Origin of the sequence: Bifidobacterium sp. UBA6881, assembly GCA_002451435.1 — a bacterium.
Taxonomy (GTDB): Bacteria; Actinomycetota; Actinomycetes; order Actinomycetales; family Bifidobacteriaceae; genus Bifidobacterium.
This window is the reverse complement of sequence record DKCF01000085.1, coordinates 1-5,654: the sequence shown is the minus strand read 5'-3', so window position 1 is coordinate 5,654 and position 5,654 is coordinate 1. Positions and strand designations below refer to the sequence as shown.

3 protein-coding genes and 1 tRNA gene are annotated in these 5,654 nt (G+C 58.9%); all 4 read right to left on the bottom strand.

Annotated elements, in window-relative coordinates; genetic code table 11:
* Nucleotides 1–1,176, bottom strand: a 1,176-nt coding sequence (locus tag B3C64_RS06690; protein WP_291534604.1) for a G5 domain-containing protein, incomplete at its 3' end; no start/stop codon positions are given.
* Between the two features lie 371 nt (nt 1,177–1,547).
* Nucleotides 1,548–1,621, bottom strand: a tRNA-Thr gene (locus B3C64_RS06685).
* A 108-nt stretch (nt 1,622–1,729) separates the two neighbouring features.
* Nucleotides 1,730–2,713, bottom strand: coding sequence for a DsbA family protein (locus B3C64_RS06680; RefSeq protein WP_291534602.1), 984 nt, complete (start codon nt 2,711–2,713; stop codon nt 1,730–1,732).
* 108 nt (nt 2,714–2,821) lie between these two features.
* Nucleotides 2,822–4,939, bottom strand: coding sequence for a serine/threonine-protein kinase (locus B3C64_RS06675; RefSeq protein WP_291534601.1), 2,118 nt, complete (start codon nt 4,937–4,939; stop codon nt 2,822–2,824).
* Nucleotides 4,940–5,654: the final 715 nt, after the last annotated feature.

Genomic DNA, 5,654 nt, shown 5'->3' with positions numbered 1-5,654 from the left:
GTTTCCGCTGTTGCCCGAGTTCCCGGAATTGGAATTCCCGGAGTTGCTGTTTCCGGAGTTTCCTGAGTTGGAGTTTCCTGAGTTTCCGCTGTTGCCTGAATTGCTGCTGCCCGAGTTTCCTGAGTTGCTCGAACCGTTGTCCTTCTTATCCGACGTATCGGAATCGTTTTTCGAATTGCTGCCGTTCGAGGACTGGTGGGATCCGCTGGAGCTGCCGGAGTTGCTGCCGCCCGACTGCCCGTCGTTCTTCGAGCTGCCGCTGTTGTCGGAATCGTTGTTGCCGGAATCGTCGGATTCGTTGTTGTCCGTATCGTCGGCGGTCTTCTCAGGGCCGACCGCGATGATGCGGTCGATGGCGATTTTCGTCGTCTTCTCGTCCGTCAGCTCTTCGCTTTCCTTCACGCCATCCACGTAGGTGACGCTGTAGGTCTTCTGGATTTCGCCGTTCTGGCCTTCCTGCCGGACCACGACCTCACCTGGCTGCAACGATTGGTCCACGATGGTCTGCGTGCCGAACGGCACGGTTTCCGTACGCGTTTCCGTGCCATGGGTGACGCGCTGCACTCGGAGCACGGTTTTGCCGTTGTCCTTTTCGACGCTGACGCGATCCTCCTTGCCGACGGTGATGCCTTTGGAATCGAGGATCGATGCCGCCGGAAGCTTGCCGTTCGGTGCCACGGAGGTTTTGCCGTCCGCGATGACGGTGACGGGGCCCTTCTGGTTGATGATCAGCCCGCCGGTCAGCTTGTTGTACACATTGCCGATGTTGACGGTCACCTTCGCGGCCTGCGCTTCGTTCTCCTCGAAGAAACCAAGCAGCTGTTCGGCGCTGGTGGCCACCGTCCAGAACGGCACCTCCTGTCCGTTGATGGTGATGGTGGTCTGATAGGCGCTTTTCACCGTGACGACGTCATGGTTCTTCAGCATGCTGGTCGGCGTGGTGGATTCGACCAGATCATGGGTTTTGACCTTCACGCCCTGTTCCTGCAGCAGACGGTCGACGCTCATCGCATAGGTCGTGACGGTGGTGGTTTCGCCGTTGACGGTCAACGCCACGGTTTTGCGGGCGCCGACGCCGAAAGCCAAAGCCGAAGTGAGTGTCAGCGAAGCGACGCATATCGCGACACGAATGCGCCGATGCGTTACGAATCTCTGTGGCGTCCACCTTCTTGCCATTCGTCCTCTTTCCGATGTTTGTTCCGCCTTCATACGAGGTGTGCAACCTTGCCATTGTAACGAGCGGATTGGGACGAAATCATGGCCTGGCATCGTTTTTGCCCATACCGCCACATTTTCGGCATGAATCTCCCCACGGCGGATGTGCGGCGAGAATTGATGCGCGAAGCCGGAAGAGACGGCCGGCAATCATGGAATCCGAACAAAGCAAAGAAAAAGGGGGCAGGAGAGAAGGGGATTATCCTGCCCCCACCCGGACAAGACAAGTTGGGGGACATCTTGTCCGGTCACCAGAAGCCACAAGTTGGGGGAAGGCTTCTGGATCACTTACCCATGGTAAGAGGTCAAAGCCCGTAATGGAACGGGTTTCGAGCCTCCTGTCGGGATCGAACCGACGACCTGCCGCTTACAAGGCGGCCGCTCTGGCCATCTGAGCTAAGGAGGCTTGTACACTTAATATTTTACAAAGCGACGATTGACTAGCATAACCAGCGTGCCCACAACAGTCAACTCGAAACCGGTGCCTATGGGCACGCTGGCCATGTAGGGGGCATCATTCCCCAGTGGTGTTGGAAATGGGCTTCTTCTTCGAACCGATCGAAGGCATTTTGCCGGTCACGCCGACGTCTTCCTTCTTCAAGCCGATCGCTTCAAGCAGACCATCCTCGATGGTCTGCTGCGAAGTCGACAGGTCGTCCATGTTCCAGTACTTGCCGTTGATGGTCACGGTCGGCGTGGTCATGCTGCCCTTGTAGCTGCCGGAATCGTGCCACAGCTCAGGACGCTTCGGCGTGTATGTGTCGATCGCGTCGAGCCATTCGTCGTAGTCGCGGTTGAACGCCTTGTCGGCAACCTCCTGCGAGACGCCGGCGGCGATCATCTGCTCCTTGATTTTCGCGTCGCTGACGGACTTGTAATTCGAGCCTTCCTCAGGCTGGAAGTCCTCCGCGTACACCTTCTCCAGGAACGAGATCATGTGGTCGGTGTCGCTGTCGTGGTCGGCGAGGTACAGCGCCGCGTTCGCCACACGGCTCGAATATTCGTCGGTCGACCAACGGTCCATGAACGACATGAAGTGCAGGTCGAGGTTGACCTGTCCCGCGTCGATCATCTTGCGCAGGTCCTCATCGAGCTGGCGATGCAGATTCGCGCATCCCGGGCATAGGAAATCCATGTAGATCGAAACGGTCGGCGCGTTTTCGACGGACTTGCCGTAGCCGTTCTTGGAAATCAGCAGTCCGCCTTTTTTGTCGACGTACTTCGGGGTGTTCTTCACCTTCTGCAATTTCGCATATGATTGCTGCACCGTTTCATCGGAGGACTGCGATGCCGAGCTTTTGTGCATGTTGTGGTAGATGGCGAACGCGCCGATCGCCACGAGGATCACCAGCACGGCCACCACGATGCCGCCGATGATGGTCTGCTGCTTGCGTTCCTTTTCCATTTGTTCGGCGCGGGCCTTCATCGCCGCTGCCTCGGCGGCCCTGCGCTCGGCGCGGGTGGCGCGCTTTTGCGTGTTCTTGTTCTTTACGGCCATCCAGATTCCTTTCGAATTTCACGGCGTCATGCCGTGCACCATGATAACTGCGCAGCGCTATCGGTTCGTTGGAAATTCCGTGAAGATGCGGTTGCGCGCGGGGTCCGGTTATGCATGGGCGGAACGCATGCTTGCATGTCTACGCAATGTTCCCGCGCCCAATCGCATGATCGTCGCGCCGGGGGCGATGGCGCAGACCATCCAGCCGACCGCCGAGAAGCTTGCCTGAGTGAATCCGCTTTGCGATAGCGGCTCCTCAAGCCACGTCGGCAGGGGAACCGTCAATCCGAAGATCTGCGTGTCCACCAGTGCGAACGGCAGATCCAATGCGACGGTGGCAATCGCCAGTCCCAGTGCCGTCACCGCCAGCATCACCAGAGACCGCATAAGCGCATGCCAGAAGCCTTTGAGCAAATGCCAGGGAAGGCTCGCGACGCGCAGCAGCCAATCCGTGTTCCTGCGCACGCCGCCGCGTCGCCCCTCGCGTTCCAGCTGCGATTCCGTGTTGAATCCGACCGTTGCCAGCAGCCATGCGAACAGCATGGTCGCGCACAAGGCCATCCATGGTGAGAACAAACCGCATAGCGCGACGGGAATCGCGAACATCATGGTCGGCAGCGTGCCACGATGCAGCAGCATGCCGCGTCGCACATCGGCGGGATTCGATTGCTGCGCGCCGCGCGGTTCGAAATCATCTTCCGCCGTCGTCTCTTCGATGCCCGGCGATTCTGGTTCCTCCGGCGACGACGCCGGAGGGATCGATGCCGGAAGCGCCGTTGGCTGCGATGCTGTCGGCATCGACACGGTCGCCGTCGAAGCCGTTGCGGTCGGCGGCAATGTTGCCAATGGTGTTGTCTGCCGCGTTGTTGCCAGCCGTGTTGTGGGCAACGGCATTGCCTTCGTCTGCGGAAGCGCGCTCATCGCCGTCGTTGCGGTCGGCGGCGCCGGAGGCATCGCGCGCATCGGCATGGTCGCCGTTGCGGGCATCGAAACCGTCTCCGCGAAAGTATCCGTATCCGTCGAAGCGGCGCCATATATGGAACGATTCGTGAAAACATCCGTGGAAGGATTGGCGATACCGTCCGTGGAACGGCTCATGGAACCGCCTACGGAACTATCCGAACCATCCGCGGAACGAAGCGTTCGCGTGGTCTGCGCGATCTGCGGCAGCGTACGCGTGCCGATGGCGTCCTCGCCGGTCATGCCGTCCAATGCCTTCCACAGCTCGCGCGGATTATCGCTTCCCTCATATTCCAGCGAATCCGTCGTGTCCGTGGAACTGCCTGAATCGGCGGGGAATTCAGCAAAAGGGGGCATCACCTCCGTGGCATCCTTGGCAGCGCCCTCGTTGTTGTCCCACGATTGCGGATTGATATGCGCGTTCCAGGCATCCATGGCGATCGCGTGCAGCAGTTCATCGGGTGTGCAGCGTTTCGTGCGATCGGGATTCAACGCGGATCGGAATGCCGTCATCGTCGCCATGGGAAGTCCGCTCAGATTCGCGCTGCCAGCCGCGGCGCGTTCCAGGACCGCCATCATCGGTTTCGTGCCGAAAACCGGCTCTCCCGTTGCCGCGAACGCCAGCACGCTCGCCACGGACCACCAATCGGTCGTTTCGTCCGATTCCACGCCGTCGATGACCTCCGGTGCGATGAATCCGGGCGTGCCCATAACCAATCCGGTATGCGTCACATGACTTTCGCCCTCGCCCATGGCGATGCCGAAGTCCACCAATATCGGACCGGTGTTCGACACCATCACATTGGTCGGCTTGATGTCGCGGTGCACGATGCCGGCGGCATGCACCGCCTTCACCGCGTCGATGAGTTTGCGCGCGAGGCGTTCCAGGTCATCGCCCACATAGCGGCCATTGACACGCACGTCCTCGCGCAGATTCCTGCCCTCGATAAGTTCGGTGACGATGAACGCCAGCGCATCGTCCAGCTCCATGTCCACGATGCCGCAGACTCCGGGATGGCGCACCTTCTGCAATGCCATGGCCTCGCGGCGCAACCGTTCCCGGGCGGTGAGCTGGTCATCGCGTTCCGGAGCGGATTCGTCATCCTCGGCCAGCGAATCGCGCAGAATCTTCATCGCATACTGGTGCCCGCCGTCGTCGCGGACGCGCCATACCGATCCCATGGCCCCGGATCCGAGGCGGGAGATCAGCGTATAGCCGCCTACGAGGTCGCCTTCCTTCAGATTCAATGCGCTTAGATCGCTCATGGTTCCTTATCGTACTTCCAACTGCCTTGCGTATTCCGTGAATCACGCGGCCGGATGTCTTTCTCCAAATGTCTCCGTGCGGGTCATGCCGCGCAGACCATGCATGCAAGCCATGCACGCAGACCAGCCGCGCAGACCATGCGTGGAACGTATGCAGATTATGCGCGTGAATCGACAGGCTGGGGAAACATGGCGGTCCTTTGGTTGTTTTCCACGGAATCGAGAACATTTATCTTTCGTGTTCTTCCGCGGTTTTTGATGGTGCGACCGGGCATTGTGCGATGCGCTCTCATTGTGGATTCATTCTTACATTGCGCAGGACCGTTGCGATGCGGTCTGCTTCGGTTTCTCAGAGTACGGGTGCGATGTGTTGATCATTATGTATTTGAGGCATTGACCGCTAATAGATGAAGTCATGTTCGGAATAGTTCGATTTGATTTTTAAAGGTCCGTCCGTTGTTCGGATGCTGTTTACCGGAATGTGGTTTTGCGGGTTTATTCTGGTTTTGTTGGCAGTTCGAGGCCATGGTCATATGACAAGACCATTTTCGACACGCCGATGGAACCGTGTGTTTGCAACGGTTCCGCGCTTTTTCATGCCCGCTGGCTTGCGTTCCGCATGGTTTCCATGTATATTTTCATCTGTTGCCGCTCAGCGCGGTGGCCCGGTGTCCATCGGGTTCCACGCGTTGCTTGCGGTGGTGGTTTGAGAACT